Genomic DNA, 19,278 nt, shown 5'->3' on the forward strand with positions numbered 1-19,278 from the left:
CTCTCATCGTCCTGGTCCTTCTCGCCGTGCTGAGTAATCGCCCGGGGTTGAACTTCTATGCGCGCAGCATGGGTGGGTCGGGGCGCTAGACCCGCAGTTGTCCGTGCTCGTGCTGCGCCGTCGCCCGCGCGACTGCCGCGCGTAGGTGATAGTCGATGATCGCCAGCGCGAACAGACCGAGCGCAAGGTTGTAGAGCGCCCCGAAACCGTCGAGCGCGAAGTCGACGAGGGCGTTGGACATCGTGAAGATGAGCGCTGCCATGCGCAATGCGCGCAGCGGCCAGACGCGATCGGTGTAGCGGCGACCGATCATCGCCGACGCCGAGCACGCCAGCGTCAGCACGCCGCTGATGAACAGAATCCACGCGGCGGTGGGGTCGCGGCTCAGTTCGAGATAGATCCCGTAGTCGCGGTGATTCACGTACAGCGCGAGCGCACCCACGATGACCGTCAGCGCGGAGCTGATGACCAGCAGCCAGCCGATCAGCGTCAACCACCAGCGTCGTCGGAAGAAACTCGGGATCAACGCGAGTGCCCGCGCGCGTAGCCGGGTCAGCCGGTCCGGGGTGTGGACACTCGCGTCGAGTAACCCGCGAATATGCGTCACGAGTGCAGGATCGGCGTCGCGTGCTTCGGCGAAATCGAGGAGGTCGGTGGCCTGTCGGCGTCGACTCTCCGGAAGTCCGTGCGCCACACCGTCGGCCGCGATCACCGCTGCGTTCGCGATCGCCTCGGGCACCGATGGTCGCTTGAGGTCGCGGACGAACCGACTGATCAGCAGGATCAGCACCACCAGCAGGTACATGATCTCGGCCGATGGACCGTAGAAATAGTCGTTGTCCTTGGTGACGAACTTGCCCACTTCGTCGAGGAACAGACCGAATCCGATACCACCCATCACCACCGCGACGACGCGAGGCGTCGAACCGAGCAGGAGCCAACCGAAGACCAGCGCGAGCATCATGAGCGCCCCGCCCCACAGTGCGTGGGCGATGTGCAGCGTGCCGTTTCCGATCTGCGGGTAGCCGGTCAGACGCAGGTAGGCACGCGTCACGAGGATCGTGCCGATCGCGAAGATGAGGAACCACTGCACCGCCGCGGTTCCGTAGACGCTGCGCACCAGGACGGTTGTTTGCCGAGCCGACATGAGGCGATTGTTGCGCGTGACGGTGCAGCGTGAGTTCGAAATCGGACACGGTCACTAGAATGGCGTGATGTCCGACCTCGGCCGTTGGGAGCTTGAGCCGTTCACGTACGACGAGGTCGGCGCGACCCACGGCACGCCTCCTGCGAGTGCTCACGTCGTACGGGCAGAGCGGCTCGTCGGTCACGGCCAGTCTGACTTCCATACGATCAGCGACGCGGTTCTCCGGTACGGCATGCAGCGAGGCGCCGGGCTGCGGGTTCACGCGAGTACGACGTCGGCGCAGGTCGGCACCGTCATCGTGCTCAGCGCGTGGTTCCTCGGGCCGGTTCGCATTCCCTGCCGGGTGGTGTACGTCATCGACGAACCAGGTCGTGCCGGATTCGCCTACGGCACACTTCCCGGGCATCCGGAAAGTGGCGAGGAGTTGTTCGCGGTCGAACTGCGGGCCGACGGCTCGGTGGTGGCGACGATCTGCGCCTTCTCTCGTCCTGGCCGCTGGTACACCCGACTCGGCGGTCCGGTCGCGCGTCTCGCCCAGCGGCTGATGACCCGGCGGTACTTGGCCGCGATGGCGCGACTCGGGCGCGGGTGCGGCTCGGGCGGATGAGCGCGCTCTACCTGTCCGAGCATGGCCGATGGCCTCCGATCGTGCGCGTGCACACCTCGAACCCCGTCGGAGCGGAATGGCTTGTCGGAATGGCGGAGCGCTACGGGCCCGGGGTCACCCGCGGGCGGCCACCGCTTGCTTAGCCGTTAGTGTGCGTTCGCAGCACGGCTCGTGACCAACAGGACCGGGAAGGCGAATAGATGATGTCAGAGAAGCGACACGACTATCGCGATCGAGCCGGCCGAACGCCGCTGCACTACGCGGTTGCGGATAACGAGTTGGAGAAGGTGCGCAATCTCCTCGCGGCGGGCGCCGATCCGAATGCCAAAGAGCGCGAAGGACTTACCCCACTGCACGCCGGGGCCCAGCTCACGGACACCGGAGCGGTGATACGCCTTCTCCTCGACTCCGGTGCGGACCCCAACGCGTTGGACAACCTGGGAAGGAATCCGCTGATGGTCGCAGTCGCGTCCTCAAAGTCGCCGCTAATCCAATCCATACTCCTGAACGCGGGAAGCGATCCCCACCACGAAGGAACAAACCACTACAGCCCAGCCAACTACATCGAGCGCTTCGGCACAGGCGAGGAGAAGAATGTCTTCGCGGTACATGCGGTAGGAAAGGGCACGATGTCGATCGACTACGACAGTTGGCGCGAACCGGAGTGGGACACCGAAGAGGAACCCGACGTTGACCCGGTCAGCGAGGCCGAGAAGAAGCGTCAGCAACTCAGGGAGATGCACGCCGAGAGGGTGCACGCACTTCGCGGGAGCGCGTCGTCTCACTCGGGGGTAAAAGTTCAGGTCACCAGCGAGGGCCATCTCGTCTCCGTACACATCCCCGAGTCGGCGACAACTGATGTGAGTGCCCTCGAACAAGAGATCGTTGACTGCAGCCGGCGCGCGATCGGCGACGTCGGTACAAAAGTGATTGCTCTGGCTCGCCAGGTCGGCCAGATTCTGGCAGAGATTTCACCTGCCGACGCCCGCAGCGTCGAGTTCGCCGATGCCTTGCTCAGTAGCTTTTCGCCGGAGGCGATGACGAACGGCGACAGCGCCACGGAGGAGCCCGACTCGTGACCGCGATAGATAAGCACGCGCTCGAATCGGCCGCCGACACGTTGACGCACACCGCGGTTGCTCTCGCCGAGCAAAAGAAGGAGCTACGCGAGCAGGGGGACATACATCTCGACTATTGGATCGGACGATCCGCCGACAAGTGGGGGCCCGAGTTCGAGGAGTGGTTCAACGGCGCGGATGCATTGGTGGCCCGCCTGGGAGCCATGGGCGAGCTGCTCGGTGATGCGTGCCACGCGTCCACCGATGCCGACAATGAGAGCGCGGCTGACATCGGAAGTACCGCCGACGAAGAGGAACTCAAGCCATGACGCGAATTCATCGAATCGATCTCGACCAGTTCGATCGTGTCGTCAGACTCATGGCGAGCTTCGAGGAAGCCCTGGAGGATGCCGAGATTGAGTTGGCCAAGATCACCACGGACCTGCCGAAATCCTGGGAAGGCACCACCGCCGACGCGTTCTTCGACGAGTCAGCCGACTGGACCGCGGCAGCCAAAGAGTCTCGCGACGAACTCAAGCGGTTGCGGGCAGTGGGCGAGATGATCATCACCAACTATCACCGCGCTTTCCGCGCAAACGCCCAGATGCTCAACGGCCTATGAGCACGGTCGACGATCGCGATCGAGCCGGCCGAACGCCTCTGCACTACGCCGTCAACGCCAACCGTGACCTAGATAAGGGGCGCCGCCTTCTCGAAGCCGGTGCCGACCCGAATGCCAAAGACCACGAAGGACTCACGCCACTGCACATTGCCGCCCAGTACGACGAGGGAGAAGAAGCGATACGCCTTCTCCTCGAGCTCGGTGCGGACCCCAACGCGTTGGACAACCTGGGGCGGAGTCCGCTGATGGTCGCTGTCGCGTCGTCACTGTCACCGGCAATCGAATCCATCCTCTTGGCCGCGGGAAGCGATCCCCACCACGAAGGAACAAACCACTACAGCCCCGCCATCTACATCGAGCGCTACGGCACAGACGAAGAGAAGAGCCTCTTCGCGCCATACCTGCGGTAGAGACAGTCGCGGCCACAGTTCTCGGCACACTAGTGGCCCACTTGCGTGGGTCCAAAAGTGAATCGCCCGAGCCGGGCTAGAAGACAGAAATCTCTGTCTGAGATGGGAAATTCTCCCATGGTGGCCAGAGTCGGGATCGAACCGACGACCTTCCACTTTTCAGGCGGACGCTCGTACCAACTGAGCTACCTGGCCAGAAGGTCCGGTGCGAAACCGGAAACCTTTGGCGACCCTGACGGGACTCGAACCCGCGACCTCCGCCGTGACAGGGCGGCGCGCTAACCAACTGCGCCACAGGGCCATCTTCAATTTTCCTGCTCCCCCGTAGAGGATCAGTTGTACCCCCTACGGGATTCGAACCCGCGCTACCGCCTTGAAAGGGCGGCGTCCTAGGCCGCTAGACGAAGGGGGCCGGTTCTCCGTTGGGAGCCGACTCAGCTTAGGACACCGCTCGCGCAATTCACAAATCGGCTGGTCAGACTGCATTTCGCACGAGTTGGTGCCCTCCGAACACCATACCCGGATCCGACGTCGACGGCATCGACAATTCCAAGCCCACCGTCGATGCATCGCCGCGCGGCCGACCTGTAAACTCACTTCCTGCGTCGGCCACAGCGCCGAGGCGTCCGCCCCTATAGCTCAGTTGGTAGAGCTACGGACTTTTAATCCGCAGGTCGTAGGTTCGAGCCCTACTGGGGGCACTTCCCTGATCAGGCGATTCATCGAAAGATGGGTCGCCTGAATCTGTTTCGTCGGTCTGATCTGTCACCGATTGATCACCTTTGCTTTGCAAAGTTCTTTCGGTGTCACGCCCTGCCCGCGGGATGAGACGTGCCGCCGCCTCGGCTGCGCCCTTCTCCACACCCGGCAGCAAGTGCGAGTAGGTGTCGCTCGTGATGCTGATCGAGCTGTGCCCGAGCCGCTTGGAAACGATCGCGAGCGGCACGTCAGCGGCCAACAGCAACGACGCCGCACCGTGGCGCAAATCGTGCACCCGAATGCGCCGCAAGCCGACCTCGTCGGCGAGGTCGTGGAACAACTTCGTCACGTCGGCGGGCGGGATCGGGCTTCCATCCTCACGGCTGAATACCAATCCGTGGTCGCAATACAACTCGCCCCACTCGGCACGCTCGATCTCCTGATGCGCCCGGTGTGCGAGCAGCGTCCGCATCGTCATCGCATCGAGTTCGACGGTGCGGTGGTCCCCCGACGCAGTCTTCGGCGCACCGAACTGGAACTGCCGGTGCTCACCTCCGCAGAACCGGCACTCAATTCCGGTCCCATCGACCTCGACGATCTGCTGGCGGACGGTGATGACCCCGTCGGCGATGTCATCCCATCGGAGACCGACAGCTTCGCCGCGACGCAGTCCAGTGAGCGCGAGGACTTCGAACAACGCACCCAGGCGGTGCGATCCCGCGCGATCGAGGAACGTTCCGAGTTCCGTTGGCGTCCAGGGCTTCACCCTCGGGCGGGCGGCACGCGGCAACTCCATATCGGCGGCGGCGTTGAAACTCACCAGGTGCTTGCGCTTCGCGCTCGTGAGGGCACTACGCAGCGTGGCATGAACGCGGCGCTGCGTAGCTGGCGAGAGCTGCTTGGGGTTGCGCCGCTGACCCTTACCGATCTTCGCCCCCTCGGCAGGTTTCGTTGGCGGCTTGGCGATTTCACGGAGCATGTGCTCGACGTGTGTAGCTCGGAGATCCCGCAGTCGTACATTGCCAATCGTCGGCACGATGTAGGCGTTGACATGCTGCTGATAGCTACGCAGCGTCGTCGGGCGCACCCCAGCGGATTCCTTTGCTGCGAGCCATGATTCGAGGTATTGCGCGAGTGTGAGTCGTTGATCCACCGCGACAACTCCGGTGCGGATCTCGCCCAGCCGCTCGTCGAGCGCCTCCACGGCTTCGCGCTTGGTTCGGAATCCTCGCTTGCGCTCCTGGCGTCGCTTGCCTGTCGCCGGGTCGCGACCGAGATCAACGACATATCCCCAGGAACTACCCGAGTTCTTGACGCTACCGCGCATCAGGATTCACCTATTCCTTATTGAAGTGATCCGGAGGGAGGAACGCTTCGAGGAACGTACGCACGGCGTCGGGCGTAACTCCACCAACAATCTTCTCGACCTCACTATCCCGTTCCGATGCAGCTGAAACAGCCTCGCGCAGTTGATTTCGCGCCTCTACGAGGCTGGAGACCGCCTTGATCGCAGGCTTCGTTGCGAGATGAGACCGCACAACGTCCAACGACATTTCGACATCGTTCGAGTCGTAACTACGCTTTACGAGATCAGCCGGTTCCGCGTTCAATCGCTCTGTAGCGTCCCAGATCTGGTCTGCCACGATGTTGACGTCGTCAGCCGAACGACTGGCGAGCGAGATGAAGGCATCAAGCGCGGCACGTTGGTCGTAGCTGCGGCTGGCGATCATCTCGTCGAGGGTCAAGTCGAAAGCTGACGCCAGCACCACGGCTTCGTCGAGCCGGATTGTTCTGTCCATGGCCTCAATCTTCGCGATGGTCGTCGGGTGAGCTCGTAGCCCTGCGGAGACGAGACGATCAGCCAAGTCGGCCTGTGACCAGCCTCGTTGCTTTCGCTCAGCCTTAACGCGGTTGACGAAGCGTCGCGCGATGTCGTGCGAGATTCCCTCTTCATTTCCCATAGTAGGAATATCATCCCGCAGTGGGTTGTGTTCGTCAAGGTTACGTAGTACCGTCTGAGTCGGCTCCCCGATTTGGGAAGCATGAACCAATTCAGGAAAGGCCTTTGAAAAATGACGAACCCCCACTGGACACCGGATGCAGTGAGGGAGCTGGGCGTCCGGACCGATCTTGAGACCGCGAACAGCGTGCTTGGAATTAGCCGATCGGTCGGTTACGAGCTCATTCAGCGCGGCGAGTATCCAGTCAAGACTCTCCGAGTTGGCAAACGCTACATCGTCCCGGTCGCGGGACTCCTTGCCGCACTGGACATCCCGGCGACGGAACCCGAACGGCAGTCGGCCTGATGACTGCCCCACCGGGTATCGCCCCGGCTCGCTCTCCCCGGAGTATCGACTTCTCCGGTATCGAAGACCTCAAAGTCATCGCCCGCCGCGTGCTCGCGGAGCAGGGCACACAGACCGAAAAGAAATGACCGGCCTGAGCACCACCTCAGACCGGTCGAATCAGAAACCACCTCGACAAAGGAAAGACCCTGATGGAACTCATTCTGACATACCCGAGCGACAGGCGGACAGACCGACGCGTCGTGACCGCCCGCACCGATGCCGCGTGGACGGTGTGGCACCAGTCGCCGGCCGGTGAGACCCGCGACCGACTGCGCGACGCTATCTGGCAATTCCAGGACCGCGCAGACGCTGGCCACAACGTCTCGTCGATCGTCGGAGCGCTCGACGCAGCGGAACTCAACGCACACGCCGAGATGCTCGGCGAGGTCGACGACGTAGTAACAGAGTCGCAGAGTGGTGACGCCGCATGAACCGCGAAGCCGTGGCCGATCGACTCTGCCACCAACTCAACACGTTCGAGTCGAGCGCGTTGAGCGACGAACAGCTCCTCGCCCTGACCGTGCTGCTCGAATCGTTCAGCGGTGTGAAATCCGAAGAGCTGCCTCGGGTTCCGCATTTGGAGGTCGTCCGATGACCGCGACTTCGCCCAACCGCGCCGTCGACGAACTCCTCGAATCGGCTTGGAATGCGATCGAGTCGATCGAGTGGGGCATCGACCGGATCGCGATGAACGACGAAATCGAGACCGACGACAGCGTCGAGCTGTCTCGCATCTCCGATGCGACCGGACCGATTGGACGCGCAGTGCGCGCCTTCACCCGCTACAGCGACGGCCGGCCGATCAGATCCCACGTCCCGATCACTCCTGGTGTCACGTTCATCGTGCTGTGGCCAGCCGACCCCGCCTGGGCTGCCGCCGAATACGCGTTGCACGAGGGGATGACTTGGGATGGCCGTTGGCGACTGGCATCCGAGGGCCGACTACCTGTCGACCCGGGCCAGCCTGACCGTGGCGGATTCCGCGTGTGGGTCGACGACGGGCCGTGTGCCGTCCGCATCGAGGATCTGCCGCCCACTCCACAGTTGGAGGTTGTCAGATGACCCTACGAGGCCGACGCGAAGCGTCCGAACGGCTGCAACCGCTGTGGTGCCCCGAATGTCGCAGCACCTACGCCGACCCTTGGTCGCACACCTGCGGGATACACGCGTCGGCACCCCGCGACCTCGATGCGTGGGAGGACACCCTTGCCACGCTCAGCCACCTGGGTCTGACGCCCATGGTGCCCGCTGAGGTTGCCCGCGGCATCTGGCGGCGTGGTGGTCGATCCCTTCGCCTCATCAGCCGCGTCTCTGAGCACGGAGGGATTCAACCAACCGCATGATTCCTACCCAGCCCGTCTCACCCCGCGTTGACAACCAGTCGACGCGGGGTGAGGCCGCGCGCCTTCCCACCCGCATTGTCGCGCTCACCCACACCAGCCGCGAAGTCTCGTGGTCCCTTGCGCACGAGGCGCTTTGGCCCATCGTCGAGCGCGCCTTGCGTGTCGGAGCACTACCACTGATCGGTACACACGACTGGCTCGATCTGCCCACCTCCGACCCTCGACGCGTCGGGGCGATCTATCTCGCCGCCGACCAGTGGGCCTTACACCTCGAAAACCAGACCTCCGCGATCATCGACGCCTCGCGGGAGATCTCGATCAGCCGCGACTGGTCCGCCGAAGCTCAACGCCAGCTCGAACACGAACGGTGGCTACAGGCCAATCCCTGGGCAATGCGGAGGCCGGCATGACGCGCAACCGCCACTACGACACAGCCCAGGAGGACAACGTGCATCCGATCAACGGTGGCGAACCCGAGGTTCCGCACCAGATCGTCGACGGAGGCACGTTCATCCACGACGAGCCCGAAGGTGTTGCCGCAGTGTGGGGTAAGGGCGATCGTGTGCTCTGGGCGGATGGCGAAGCACTCATCGTCTGCGGTCCCCAAGGCGTAGGCAAAACGACCCTCGCCTCGAATGTGTTGGCGTCGCTGATCGGTGAACGACCCACCGACGTACTCGGCCTTCCCGTAAACCCGGTGCCGCATGTTCTCTACCTCGCGATGGACCGGCCTCGGCAGGCCGCGCGAGCGCTGCGCCGACAACTCGGGCATCGAGACCGTGACTACCTCGCACAACGCATCACGTTCTGGAAGGGACCGCCGCCCTACGACCTCGCGAAGAACACAGGTGTGCTGACCTCTCTTGCCGAGTCTGCCTGCGCCGACATCGTGATCGTCGACAGCCTCAAAGATGCCGCGCTGGGTCTATCGGATGACGAGGTCGGAGCCGGGTGGAACCGCGCCCGCCAACAACTGCTGGCCAGTGGCCGCAACCTTCTCGAACTGCACCACATCAAGAAGATCCCCTCGGACAAGAAGCCCGATATCGCCGACGTGTACGGCTCGACGTGGATCACCTCGGGAGCGGGCTCAGTGCTACTGCTCAACGGCAACCCCGGCGACCCCGTGGTTCACATGCACCACGTCAAGCAGCCCGTCGGCGAGCTCGGCCCTTGGAGTCTCCTGCACGACCAGGAGAGCGGTGCGGTCACCATCCACGGTCAGGTCGACATCGAGGCCGTCGCAGCCCGCATCGGTGGCATCACCGTGAAAGGTGCCGCACGGCTGCTCTTCGAGGTGGACAACCCCGACCGAAACCAGATCGAGAAGGCGCGCCGCAAGCTCACCGCACTGGTACGAAACGGACGGCTGTACGCCACAGAGCCGGGTAAGCCGAGCCCCACAACCTACGTCGCGGCGACCTGTCAGGGGCTCGCGTCATGACCCCCGAAATCCAATCACGTTTCCAATCACGCGGCCTCTCGCCGCGTGATAAATCACGCGCCCTCCAATCAATCACGGCACAACCCAAAGCCGCAGGTCAGGCAATCACGGTTCCAATCACGGGTATCACGCACCCACGTAATCACGCCCTGGGGGGTCTCTTAGAGACCCCAGGGCGACGTGGCGGGGCCGAAATCAGGCTCTCCGGGGCCTCTGAAAACAGGAGAAATGGATGGACCTCAACGATCCCGAACACTCCAACCGGATCACCGCTGTGCTCTTGCCCGATGGCTGGCACAAGGTTCTCCACAACAGCTTCGAGATCGAACCCTGGAATCCGGCAGACGCTCTCGGCTTCTCATTCCTCACGGGCAGTGAGGAGATCTCGGGGCCTCTCACGTCAGTCCTCGCGATCAGCCAAGCATGAGGAACCAGCCACTCTGCGAAATGTGTCGATTCCCGATGAGCTTCCCCGAAGACATCGACCGTGGGGAACACGCCACATGCATCGCCATCGCCTGGCCCAAGGGATCACGACAGAGGGCGCAACTGCGAAAGCCCTTCCACTTTCGAAAGGAGAAGAAGCGATGACTCCGAGCCTCAGTACCCAGCCCAACCCACCTGCTCGTGGCTCGCGTGCTGTGTGCGGAATCGATGCGCGCACGTGCGAGTCGGGGGTGGGGGGCAAATTCTCCCCCCGCTTTAACCCCGCCCAACCCACCTCGTGCTGCCTCACGTCGCCCAACCCACCTCGTGCTGCCTCACGTCCCGATGGCCCGAACGTTGTGCGTGCGCGTGCGAGCAGGGCCTCGAAGATCGCAGTCACGTCGGCGCGAGGTGATGTGACCAACGTGTGACCACTGCATCGATCTCGTTGCAGCGCAATACAACTCAACACCCCAGCGGATACACAATCCGCAGGTATCACAGAAGGAGAAGTCACCATGCCCTACACCCCACCCAGCAACGTCCACCGCATCAGCACCCGACGAGGCGGCAACCGCATCGCCAACCTCGGCTACGTCGACCGCAACGGCGTCTACCGCTTCCGAGATGGGCGGACCGTGCAGGCAGCGGGCTACCTCGTTCGCGCCGACGGCACCCGCGAGAGCGGCACACGGCTGGTGATCGTGCAGGCCGACGGGACTCTCCGCTTCGGCCCCGGCTCACAGGACGGGCAGGACTCGGCGGGCAACACGGCTTCCGGTCGTCACTCCGTCGACAGCGATTACCAGGCGACCTACGACGCCAACCCCGACGCGTACGACGCATTGCCGTTGACCGTGTTCACCGTGGCGGACGGTGCCTGATGGCCGGCCGACCGTTCGAGGAACTCAGCGCCGCACTCGGCGAGGCCCTGAGAGCCTCCACACGCCCCAAGCCGCCCTCGGCACCCAAGACCCCACCCCCAGCTGGATCGTCGCTCAGCGACGCCATCACCCACCACTACAGCCAGGAGAACGCACATGCCGACGACAACGACTGAGGCGCAGGACGCCCTCGCCACAGCCCGCGCCCACCACGCCGAACTCGAAGACGCCATCCGCGACGGCAACGACACCATCACCGCGGCGCAGTTGGCCGACGCCACCGCCGAGATCCGCACGGCTGAACTCCGGCTCGAAGCTGCCGAGCGCGCCGAGCAGCGCACCGCCGAGGCCGCCCGCGCCCACGAGGCCGACGTGGTGCGCCAGGAGTTCGAGCACCTCACCGGGAAGGGGTCGGAGAAGGCACGCAAGGCGTACGCCGCCGCGGTGGCGGCACTGCGCACCCTGACCGCCGAGGCCAACGGACTTCGCGACACCCGCGCGGCACTGCAAGCGCGCGCCAGCATGGCCGGCGTCGACCTGCCGTTCTGGGATTCCGAGCGAGTCGTCGACGGTGGCGGCGAGTCGTACATCAACCGCGCCATCAAGGAGGCACGCGGTGACGTCCTCACTCACGCCCACGCCCTGCACGACGACAAGCGCCGCGCCGAGTTCGCCGCAGCCGCACAGCGCGCCGAGAAACTCGACCGTGAACGCCACGAGCGCTTCATGGCCAATACCGAGGTGACCGACGAGCTCGGACGGCGGGTGGTGGCCGATGTCGACGCCTGACGGGTGCCCCGACGCCGCCTGCCAGCGACCGATCCCGCAACTGGTGATCGCCCGAGCTCTCGACGCGGTCGCGCAGTTCGTCGACCCCCGCGACGACGGCCGTGTGGTGGTCCGGGCCGATGACGACACCGTCGAGTTCGTGCGTGCCGTCATCGGCCTGGCCGTGGGGTTTGCGTACCTCCTGCACCCCGAGCTCAACGACGCAGAGATCGCCGAAGGGCTGCGCCTGCAAGCGCACTCGATTCGGGAGGTGGAGTCCAGTGTCGGCGGCTGAGCCGGATGGTGGCACGCACGCTCGCCCGCGACCCGCGTCGGGCCTACCCGCGCGGAACTACTCGTGGGAGCCGTTCGTCGCCAACAACACCAAGAGCCTCAAGCATGGCGCGTACTCAGAGCGTGTGATCACTCCGATGGCCGCTCAGATCGGCAACGATCTCGTGGAAGCCCATCCCCATCTTCGCGAATTCAAAGAAGCGACGTTGGAGTACGCGCGCGTAGACGCTCAGGTTGAGTGCCTACAGATGTGGGTCGACGAGCACGGCGAACTCGACGACGCGGGGCAACCGACGGGCGCAACCGTGTTGCTCTTGCGCACCCGCAAGCACCTACTCAACCTTGCCGACCGCCTAGGGATAACCCCGCTGGCCCGCGCTCGGCTGGGCAAGGATACGACCTCGGCTCAGCTCGACATCGCCAAGATCCTCGCCGGTGACGCGTCGAAACCCACGTCGATCGACGGCGAGGTCGAGTCAGAGGATGGTGCGGCATGACGACGGCTGCCGAGGTGTCGGCACTACGTAGTGCCGTGTCGCGGATCGACGTCTTCGCCGAGAAGCTCGTCGGCGCGCCCCTGTGGCCCCATCAGTTGGAGATGGCGACATCAACGGCGCGTATCCGCGTGATGTGCGCCGGCCGTCAGGTCGGCAAGTCGAGAACCTTGGCCGTGGAGGCGCTGCACAAAGCGTTCACGCAAGCTGGCGCATTGGTGTTGTTGATCTCCGCGGGCGAGGTGGCCTCGCGTCGTCTCCTCGAAGAGTGCACCGCGTTGGCCGTCGGGTCGCCGTTGTTGAGCGGATCGGTGGTCGACGAGCAGAAGGCGCAACTGACGCTGTCGAACGGCTCGCGGATCGTCTCGGTCCCCGCCTCCGACAAGCAGATTCGAGGATGGCCGGTCGACCTGCTGATCATCGACGAGGCGGGCTTCGTGGCCGAGGAGATCTGGCGTGCTGCCGAACCGGCGATCATCGCGCGCCCCGGTGCGAGGATCATCCTGTCGTCGTCGCCATGGGGCGGACTCGAACACTTCTTCCGCCGCCTCTGGCAGCGCGGGATGACGAGCCCCGATGCGCGTTACGCCTCGTTCCACTGGCCGTCGTCGATGAACCCGTTGGTGTCTGCCGACGACCTCGAAGCGATCCGCGAGCGCGAGCCGTCGCACTACTTCAACCGCGAGTACCTCGCGGAGTGGACCGACGAGTCGGGTGCGTACTTCACGACATCCGAAATCGACACCGCCGTCGCCGATTACGAACTCATCGAACCGCGGCGCGTCATGAGCGGGTCGATGGTCGTCGGCGGTATCGACTGGGGTCACGCGCACGACGCGAACTGCGTGGTCTACCTGGCCGCGCTCGGCGACGTCGAACTCAACCGTGCTCAGCATGGCGACGAGCCGATCTTCTGGATTCCGTGGCTCGAACACCACTTCCGCATGGAGTACGCCGACTTCATCGCCCAACTTGTGCAGCACGCCAACCGATTCGATGTCGTGCGGTTCATGTCGGAGACCAACGGTGTCGGGCAGATGCCCACCCAGGAGTTGCGCCGTCTACTGCAGCAGGACTCGACAACCATGGTCAGCGGGGTGGTTACCGATACGCGCCGCAAGTCGGGCGGGTTCGGACGGATCAAGATGCTGCTCCAACGCGGTCGGCTCATCCTGCCGCGCCACCCCGAGTTGCTCAAGCAACTGCACTCGTTGACCTTCGAGCAGACCGAGATGGGCCACTTCAAGATCTCGGTACCCGAGTCCGCGGGGCATGACGACCTCGCGATGGCACTCATGCAGGCGGTCTCGGCGATCAACACTCTGCGCAACGAATCCTACGGCGAACAACGCGACGGACAGGGAGCCATCATCACCACTGACCGTGGCACGAAACTTCCTGTGCGACCGGGCTTTATCGCACACGATCCGGTGCTATTCCGAGGAGGAAAGCTCGTCTGATGGCTGACACCGACAACTATTTGCAACTCACTCATCGCCTATTCGGACTAGCGCGCGCATCGCGTCGTGGGCGCTTGCCCGAGCGAGAAGAAATCTACCTGACAGCGTGCCTCGACCACTGGCAGGCGACAGTGACCGAATGGCGCAAATCCGAACGGCCACAACGTGTTTTGGTCGACGAGCAACCCCCATCCGACCGATAGAATCGGACCAACGAACGGAGACGCCTCATGGCCAAGTATCACGGCAGCCCCATCGCAATAGTGCGCGTGCACGCCGACGGAGGCGTGGCGATGAATGACGTTGCAGTGGCACTGATCTTCGGTTCCACACCGGGCCAGATCGCGGCGCGCAAGCTCTACTCGGGCGGCAGCCCGGTCGAGAATGCCACCAAGGCCATGCGACAGCGAGCCATCAAGCGGCGCAAGATATTCACGAAAGCGACCGGCGAGCCGCCAACCGAACTCGGCATGGTGAAGTACTGGGCGCAGCGCGAAGGTGTTGGCGTCATGTACCGCGTCGATGGTGAGGAAACCGTGATGATCGACGCCGAGGGCACTACTATCGACCGCTTCGGCGAATTGGAGACAGCGCATGGCTGACATGAACCTCGGCACTCTCGTCGCGAAGCTCAAGCTCGAAGGCGCAGACCAGTACACCCGCGACGTCACGCGAGCACGCAACGCGTTCGCCGACCTCGCGGACGCAGCGCAGCGTGCCGATCGTCAAGCCGGTCAGATGCGTTCACCCCGTGGGCTTACCGAAATCCGTACCGACGCCGACAAAGCCAGAGCGGCAGTCTCCGACATCGGTGATGGCGCGCAACGCACTTCGACGAGACTCGCGGGCACCGGCGACGGCATGGCGACCGCGCGTAGACAGATCACCTCGGACGCGCAGGCTGCCCGTCGCGAGGTCGAGCAGATCGGCGACTCCGCGCACCAGTCGGCACAACGCACCGAGAACGCGTTCTCGCACTCGGTGTCGCGCATCGCCTCCACCTTCGGCAACGGCGGCCCACTGTCGGAAGCGCTCTCGAACCTTGGCAGCCAGGGCGAGGACGCCGGTGACGATGCAGGCGGTGGAGTCATCTCGGGGTTCACCGCTGCACTGCGCGGTGGTGGTGGTGGTGGTGGCCCGCTGGGCGCTGCCATTGCGGCGGGACTTGCCGTGCAGGTCGGTATCCCCCTCGCAGCGGGCAAGTCGTTCGCCGATCAGGTGATGCAGGGCATGGAAAAGCAGCTCGCCCGCAACACCATTGGCGCGACGTTCGGATTCACCCCAGGACAGATGGAGCAGGCGGGGCTCGCCGCAGGCAACGCTTACGGCAACGCATGGGGTGACTCGGTCAACGACAACATCAAGGCTGCGGGCAACGCCATACAGGCGGGTCTCATCGACGGTAACGCGACCGCCGACCAGATCCAGCCAGTCATCGAGAAGCTCAACATCGTCTCCGGAATCATGGGTACCGAGATCCCCGAGACCGCGAACGCCGCGGGCCAGATGGTCAAGACGGGCCTCGTGGCCAACTCGACGGAAGCCTTCGACCTGCTGACCGCCGCACAACAGCGGGGATTGAACAAGAACCAAGACCTGCTCGACACCGTCAACGAGTACTCGACGCAATGGCGCAAGGCGGGACTCACCGGGGCCGACGCGCTCGGGCTGATCTCACAGGCCACAGCGAATGGCGCGCGCGACGCCGACGTAGCCGCGGATGCCATCAAGGAGTTCACGATCCGCGCCACCGATGGCTCGGAGTCCACCTCGACCGCATTGCAAGGTCTCGGCCTCAACGTGCAGGACATCACGACGCAGCTCGCTCAGGGCGGCGCGGGTGCCAAGCAGGGTCTCGACTCGATCCTCGACAAGCTCCGCGAGATGCCCCCGTCGGTCGAGAAGAACCAGATCGCCGCGGCCTTGTTCGGCACCCAGTGGGAAGACCTCGGCGCGGCATTCGATCACTTCGACATAACAACCGCGAAAGACCAACTCGGCCAAATCGGAGACGCGACCGACCGTGCCGGACAACAGATGTCCAACGGCGCATCCGGAATCCAGGGCCTCAAGAACACCGTCAGCGCGACCATCGACGAGATACAGATCAAACTCGCCAACGCCTTCGGACCCGCAGCCCAGCAGCTCACCGACTGGGTGAGCGCACACAAAGACGAGATCACCAACTTCTTCCTCGACGTCGCGAAATATGCAGGTATCGCCGCGGGTGGCACCATCGCGGCCGGTGGTGGCATCCTCGACATCCTCGGTCGTGTGGTCACGAGCGTGGGGTACATGCAGAAGTACACCGTCGGCGCGTTCGGTTCGATGGCCTCGTCACTCGGCGGCATCCTCAAACACCTTCCCGGAACCATGGGCGACCTCGGGCGCAACCTCGAAACAGCCGGCAACGCAGCCATCGGCGCTGCCGACAAGATGATCGGCGTTGGTCAGGGCATGACCCAAGCCGGTGACGAGGCGGCAAAGCTGGGGATCAAAGCTGCCCAAGCCTCGGCAGCCATCGGGCAGACAGGTGATGCAGCGAAGGAAACGACCGCCAAGTTCGGCGACCTGACCGTCACGGTGAACGGGGTGCCCGACAGCAAGTCCGTCACGATCACCGACAACAGCCCCGAGACGAAGCAGAAGCTCGAAGCCCTCGGCTACACCGTCACGACCCTGCCTGACGGCTCGGTCAAGGTAGAGGCGAAAACCGAACAGGCGCAACGCGATATCGCCGAGATCATCAAGCAGCGCCACATGGAGGTGCTGGTCACCTACAAGGACGTCGAGGGCAACACCGTCTCGGCTCCCGCGAGCGCACCGCGCGATGCGCAGGGCCGTCGACTCGTAGGCCGCGCTGGTGGCGGGCAGGTGTTCGGCCCCGGTGGCCCGAAGGATGACCGCATCTTCACCGCGCTCTCCAACCGCGAATGGGTGCAGCCCGTCGACGCTGTCGACTACTACGGCAACGCGTTCATGTCCGACGTGCAGCACATGCGCTTTCCCCGCATCCCCGGCTACGCCGACGGCGGCCAGGTGGGCTACGGGCTACCCGCGGGCTCGTCCGGCTCCGACGGCTTCCCCGACTGGATCACCCAGCTCGGCGCGGCCCACGGCGTCAAGCCCGCCACCTACGCCGGTCACCAGGAGAGCGACCGCAACGAGGCGGGCTACGCCCCGAACCCACAGCACCTCAACCGCGGTATCGACTGGACCGGCTCGGTCGCCGACATGCAGGCGTTCGCGGAATACATGATGGGTCAGGCGGTCAACGATCCGTCGATCGAGCAGGTCATCTGGATGAACCCGCAGACCGGGCAGAAGCTCGGCTGGCACGGTCGCCAACCCGACACCGACGGCTCCTACTTCGCCAGCGACTACGCGGGTCACACCGATCATGTGCACACCCGCTTCTCGGCGCAGGTCGGGGCGCAGACGGGCGCACAGGGTCAACAGGGCGGCATCCGCGACATCACGCTCGGCCCCAACGCATCCCGCGACGACGTGGCGCGCAAGATCATCGCCGAAGGCCGCAAGCGCGGCTACTCCGACGCCGAGATCGAGGCGTACCTCGCGACCGCGATGCAAGAGAGCAACCTGTCGAACTCTGCCATCGGCGGTGGCGGCGCATGGCACGGTACCTTCCAGCAGGATTCGAGCTACGCGGGCCGCGACGATCCCAACACCAACATCACCGGCTTCTACGACCGCATGGACAAGCTCAAGCAGTCCCCCGGCTACGACAAGTCCGACCCGTACAAAAACGCGTTCTGGCTACAGCAGGCACCGGGTAGCGACTCGGCGGCGTCGGCGTATTCCAGTGGGCGACAGGGCTACTACAGCGAGATCAAGTCCAAGCAGGGTGAGTCCAAAGACCTCTTGACCCGCCTCGGTCCGTCGGTCGGCACCGCTGACGGCGCGGGCGCGTCGGGCGACTTCGGCGGCACGGGAATGCCGGTGCAGGTGACGAACTGGCCGTCGAGCTTCGGGTCCGGTAGTGGCTCGTCGTCGAGTTCGTCGTTCTCCAGTAGCTATGACACCCCGTCGGCGTCGACGAAGATGCCCGACGTCGACAACAAGACCCGCCCCACCGACTCCGACCTCACGAGCGGCCATGCCGCGGTCGCGGAGGCTGAACGCGCGGTCACCGAGGCACAGGCCGCGGCGAAGGTGGCGCAGACGAAGTACGACTCGGCCAAGCCGCAGGACCGCGCCGCCGCCAAGGGGGAACTCGACAAGGCCAACAGCGCCGTCACCGAGGCGCAGGCGACCGCGCAAACCTCACGGGACCTGATGGCCGACCTCCAGGCGCGCCACGACCGCTTCGCCACCGCTCCGGATCGGTCGGAGTTGATCACGAAGCAGGCTGAACTCGCGAAGGCTAAGCGCGACCTCGTGCAGTTGCAGGCCGCGCAACGCGACGCCGAGAAGAAAGCCGGTGACGCTCGCGCGCAACACAAGTCGGCCACCGACATCGCCACCGCCGACGCGGATGCGACGAAGGCACGCAACGCGGTCGCGAGCGCACAGTCGGCAATCACGACGCTCGAAGAAGAGATTCGCAAGGCGCAGCGCGAGGCCGACAGCAGCGCGGGTGAGCGCAAGGGCGAGGCGGGCAAGAACCCGCTACCGCTGATGGCCTACGCCAACGGCGGCTGGGGCGGACCCGACGCCGCGCAGATGCTCGACCAGGCGAACGCGTGGGTCACCCTCGCGGGCGAAGCGGGACGTGAAGCGTTCATCCCGATCAACGGCTCCGACAAGTCGAAGAACCTGTGGCTGCAAGCGGGTCGCGAACTTGGGATGGTGAAGGCGTTTGCCGACGGCGGCTTCGGTGGCTATCAGGAGGACACATCCGACTGGATGGCCCCGAAGAGCTGGCAGGACTGGATGGCCCTCGGGGCGGGCGCGGGCTTCACCGCCGCGAGCGCCATCGCACCGTACGCCGCCATCGCCTACGACTTCGCCACAGACGGTGCCGGATCGGTCACCCTCGGCGACCTCGCGCCGCAACCGTCGACCGGCAGCAACGACATACCCGTGCTCTCGCAGGTCATCTCGGACCAGATGAGCGCACTCACGAGCCAGATCGGCGAACTACAGAAGGCCGTCAAGGAGGGCAAGCAGGTGTACATCACCGTGCAGGACATGCAGGACTTGCTCAAGAAGTCAGGCATCCACTTGGCGGCGATGGGATGAACGCGCCACTGATGACGTGTAGATTTGTACGGACACTTCCCGTACATTGGAGTAGATAAACCCTCATTCTCG

The 19,278-nt window shown here is 64.4% G+C and carries 24 protein-coding genes, 4 tRNA genes and 1 pseudogene; 22 read left to right on the top strand and 7 right to left on the bottom strand.

Translation table 11 applies throughout. The features are described 5' to 3' along the window. Positions 1–85 precede the first annotated feature (85 nt). Entirely contained in the window at positions 86–1,147 is a 1,062-nt protein-coding gene (locus A5766_RS11150; RefSeq protein ID WP_039855010.1) for a hypothetical protein, read from the bottom strand. 67 nt (positions 1,148–1,214) lie between these two features. On the opposite strand from A5766_RS11150, the gene A5766_RS11155 reads away from it, so the two are divergent. From A5766_RS11155 to A5766_RS11175, 5 genes are all read left to right on the top strand, one after another. Then, positions 1,215–1,754 (top strand): DUF1990 family protein, encoded by a 540-nt coding sequence (locus A5766_RS11155; protein WP_005204391.1) that lies wholly within the window; start codon positions 1,215–1,217, stop codon positions 1,752–1,754. A 203-nt stretch (positions 1,755–1,957) separates the two neighbouring features. Beyond that, a complete protein-coding gene (locus A5766_RS11160; RefSeq protein WP_168431245.1) occupies positions 1,958–2,833 on the top strand; it encodes an ankyrin repeat domain-containing protein in 876 nt (291 codons plus the stop codon). Then, the gene (locus A5766_RS11165) at positions 2,830–3,141 is read left to right on the top strand and encodes a hypothetical protein (protein WP_005204384.1); all 312 of its coding nucleotides are present in this window, start codon (positions 2,830–2,832) and stop codon (positions 3,139–3,141) included. The genes A5766_RS11160 and A5766_RS11165 overlap by 4 nt, the downstream gene beginning before the upstream one ends. Beyond that, entirely contained in the window at positions 3,138–3,434 is a 297-nt protein-coding gene (locus tag A5766_RS11170) for a WXG100 family type VII secretion target (RefSeq protein ID WP_005204383.1), read from the top strand. Before A5766_RS11165 ends, A5766_RS11170 begins: the two co-directional genes overlap by 4 nt. After that, the gene (locus tag A5766_RS11175; RefSeq protein WP_005204382.1) at positions 3,431–3,844 is read left to right on the top strand and encodes an ankyrin repeat domain-containing protein; all 414 of its coding nucleotides are present in this window, start codon (positions 3,431–3,433) and stop codon (positions 3,842–3,844) included. The genes A5766_RS11170 and A5766_RS11175 overlap by 4 nt, the downstream gene beginning before the upstream one ends. 118 nt (positions 3,845–3,962) lie before the next feature. Here the strand turns inward: A5766_RS11175 and A5766_RS11180 are convergent. The 3 genes from A5766_RS11180 to A5766_RS11190 form a co-directional block, all read right to left on the bottom strand. Then, positions 3,963–4,039: transfer RNA gene (locus tag A5766_RS11180), tRNA-Phe, on the bottom strand. 29 nt (positions 4,040–4,068) lie between these two features. Beyond that, positions 4,069–4,145: transfer RNA gene (locus A5766_RS11185), tRNA-Asp, on the bottom strand. A gap of 38 nt (positions 4,146–4,183) precedes the next feature. Continuing rightward, a tRNA-Glu gene (locus A5766_RS11190) sits at positions 4,184–4,256 on the bottom strand. Positions 4,257–4,472: 216 nt separating this feature from the next. Here A5766_RS11190 and A5766_RS11195 point away from each other — a divergent pair. After that, positions 4,473–4,545, top strand: a tRNA-Lys gene (locus A5766_RS11195). Between the two features lie 230 nt (positions 4,546–4,775). Here A5766_RS11195 and A5766_RS23860 read toward each other — a convergent pair. Next, a pseudogene (locus A5766_RS23860) lies at positions 4,776–5,870 on the bottom strand (Arm DNA-binding domain-containing protein); the annotation flags it as partial. Between the two features lie 10 nt (positions 5,871–5,880). After that, entirely contained in the window at positions 5,881–6,504 is a 624-nt protein-coding gene (locus A5766_RS11205; protein WP_005204380.1) for a helix-turn-helix transcriptional regulator, read from the bottom strand. Positions 6,505–6,615: 111 nt separating this feature from the next. Between A5766_RS11205 and A5766_RS11210 the strand changes: the two genes are divergently transcribed. From A5766_RS11210 to A5766_RS11220, 5 genes are all read left to right on the top strand, one after another. After that, positions 6,616–6,849, top strand: a complete 234-nt coding sequence (locus A5766_RS11210) for a hypothetical protein (protein ID WP_005204379.1) — start codon at positions 6,616–6,618, stop codon at positions 6,847–6,849. Continuing rightward, entirely contained in the window at positions 6,849–6,977 is a 129-nt protein-coding gene (locus A5766_RS25310; protein ID WP_269449448.1) for a hypothetical protein, read from the top strand. Before A5766_RS11210 ends, A5766_RS25310 begins: the two co-directional genes overlap by 1 nt. Before the next feature lie 63 nt (positions 6,978–7,040). After that, positions 7,041–7,322 (top strand): hypothetical protein, encoded by a 282-nt coding sequence (locus A5766_RS11215; protein ID WP_005204378.1) that lies wholly within the window; start codon positions 7,041–7,043, stop codon positions 7,320–7,322. Further along, entirely contained in the window at positions 7,319–7,486 is a 168-nt protein-coding gene (locus A5766_RS24390) for a hypothetical protein (RefSeq protein ID WP_005204375.1), read from the top strand. The genes A5766_RS11215 and A5766_RS24390 overlap by 4 nt, the downstream gene beginning before the upstream one ends. After that, positions 7,483–7,953, top strand: a complete 471-nt coding sequence (locus A5766_RS11220) for a hypothetical protein (protein ID WP_005204373.1) — start codon at positions 7,483–7,485, stop codon at positions 7,951–7,953. The genes A5766_RS24390 and A5766_RS11220 overlap by 4 nt, the downstream gene beginning before the upstream one ends. Positions 7,954–7,955: 2 nt before the next feature. Here the strand turns inward: A5766_RS11220 and A5766_RS24395 are convergent, their stop codons facing one another. Beyond that, positions 7,956–8,210, bottom strand: a complete 255-nt coding sequence (locus A5766_RS24395; protein ID WP_141630820.1) for a hypothetical protein — start codon at positions 8,208–8,210, stop codon at positions 7,956–7,958. Positions 8,211–8,230: 20 nt separating this feature from the next. On the opposite strand from A5766_RS24395, the gene A5766_RS11225 reads away from it, so the two are divergent. The 11 genes from A5766_RS11225 to A5766_RS11275 all read left to right on the top strand — a co-directional run bounded on the left by A5766_RS11225 (position 8,231) and on the right by A5766_RS11275 (position 19,206). Further along, positions 8,231–8,644, top strand: a complete 414-nt coding sequence (locus A5766_RS11225) for a DUF2742 domain-containing protein (protein WP_064904777.1) — start codon at positions 8,231–8,233, stop codon at positions 8,642–8,644. Next, complete coding sequence (locus tag A5766_RS11230) at positions 8,641–9,678, top strand: AAA family ATPase (RefSeq protein WP_005204362.1); 1,038 nt, start codon at positions 8,641–8,643, stop codon at positions 9,676–9,678. The genes A5766_RS11225 and A5766_RS11230 overlap by 4 nt, the downstream gene beginning before the upstream one ends. Before the next feature lie 232 nt (positions 9,679–9,910). Beyond that, positions 9,911–10,105 (top strand): hypothetical protein, encoded by a 195-nt coding sequence (locus A5766_RS11235; RefSeq protein WP_005204355.1) that lies wholly within the window; start codon positions 9,911–9,913, stop codon positions 10,103–10,105. A 517-nt stretch (positions 10,106–10,622) separates the two neighbouring features. Next, positions 10,623–10,988, top strand: coding sequence for a hypothetical protein (locus A5766_RS11240; protein WP_005204354.1), 366 nt, complete (start codon positions 10,623–10,625; stop codon positions 10,986–10,988). Next, positions 10,988–11,164, top strand: a complete 177-nt coding sequence (locus A5766_RS24695) for a hypothetical protein (protein WP_005204353.1) — start codon at positions 10,988–10,990, stop codon at positions 11,162–11,164. The genes A5766_RS11240 and A5766_RS24695 overlap by 1 nt, the downstream gene beginning before the upstream one ends. Further along, positions 11,145–11,777, top strand: a complete 633-nt coding sequence (locus A5766_RS11245) for a hypothetical protein (protein ID WP_005204351.1) — start codon at positions 11,145–11,147, stop codon at positions 11,775–11,777. Before A5766_RS24695 ends, A5766_RS11245 begins: the two co-directional genes overlap by 20 nt. After that, positions 11,764–12,051 carry a hypothetical protein gene (locus A5766_RS11250; protein WP_005204347.1) on the top strand — a complete coding sequence of 96 codons (288 nt, stop codon included), beginning with the start codon at positions 11,764–11,766 and terminating at the stop codon, positions 12,049–12,051. The genes A5766_RS11245 and A5766_RS11250 overlap by 14 nt, the downstream gene beginning before the upstream one ends. Next, complete coding sequence (locus A5766_RS11255; RefSeq protein ID WP_005204346.1) at positions 12,038–12,547, top strand: hypothetical protein; 510 nt, start codon at positions 12,038–12,040, stop codon at positions 12,545–12,547. The genes A5766_RS11250 and A5766_RS11255 overlap by 14 nt, the downstream gene beginning before the upstream one ends. Then, entirely contained in the window at positions 12,544–14,004 is a 1,461-nt protein-coding gene (locus A5766_RS11260; RefSeq protein WP_005204345.1) for a terminase large subunit domain-containing protein, read from the top strand. Before A5766_RS11255 ends, A5766_RS11260 begins: the two co-directional genes overlap by 4 nt. Positions 14,005–14,234: 230 nt before the next feature. Beyond that, positions 14,235–14,606 (top strand): hypothetical protein, encoded by a 372-nt coding sequence (locus A5766_RS11270; protein ID WP_005204343.1) that lies wholly within the window; start codon positions 14,235–14,237, stop codon positions 14,604–14,606. Continuing rightward, a complete protein-coding gene (locus A5766_RS11275; protein WP_156527444.1) occupies positions 14,599–19,206 on the top strand; it encodes a phage tail tape measure protein in 4,608 nt (1,535 codons plus the stop codon). Before A5766_RS11270 ends, A5766_RS11275 begins: the two co-directional genes overlap by 8 nt. Positions 19,207–19,278 lie beyond the last annotated feature (72 nt).

Origin of the sequence: Gordonia sp. 852002-51296_SCH5728562-b (assembly GCF_001665475.1) — a bacterium.
Taxonomy (GTDB): Bacteria; Actinomycetota; Actinomycetes; order Mycobacteriales; family Mycobacteriaceae; genus Gordonia; species Gordonia sputi.